Source organism: Curtobacterium sp. 18060 (genome assembly GCF_902706105.1).
Classification (GTDB): Bacteria; Actinomycetota; Actinomycetes; order Actinomycetales; family Microbacteriaceae; genus Curtobacterium.
The window spans coordinates 1-433 of sequence record NZ_CACSJV010000126.1; the positions used below are offsets into that span (position 1 = coordinate 1).

Here is a 433-nt window from a genome sequence, read left to right on the forward strand (position 1 = left end):
ATTCTATTCTGGCCAAAACCGTCTTGCCGGCGATGGTATTCGAATTCACTTCACCGGCATGGAGCTGAACGGAGTGCAGTGTAAGGTCGATGCGTATGGCGTGGCTTCCGACTCGTTGCGCGCGGCCGTTTCCTCAAATGTAAATAACCGCTGGTTCAGCCGTATTATTCTGCCGGCTGTTGCTAACGGATTAGGCCGAACTGGTCAGCTGTATGCGGACAGCAATTCGCAGATGATTATCACTGACGGCGTGAATGCATATCGTTCAACTGGTACACCTGATGGCAAAGCGGTTGCCGGTACCATTATTGGCGGGATGGGTGAGCAAGCAGGGCGTGTCCTGGCCGACGATGCAGCCCGCCTGCCGATTAAGCAGGTTACGGTTGACCGTAACCAACTCATAGGCATCCAGTTTGTCGCGCCTGTGTATGAA

General features: G+C 53.8%; 1 protein-coding gene. It reads left to right on the top strand.

Annotation, left to right across the window (positions count from 1 at the left end):
- Window positions 1–433 (top strand): conjugal transfer protein TraO (gene traO / locus GVL05_RS19870; protein WP_159574250.1); only part of this gene is annotated, 433 nt, incomplete at both ends.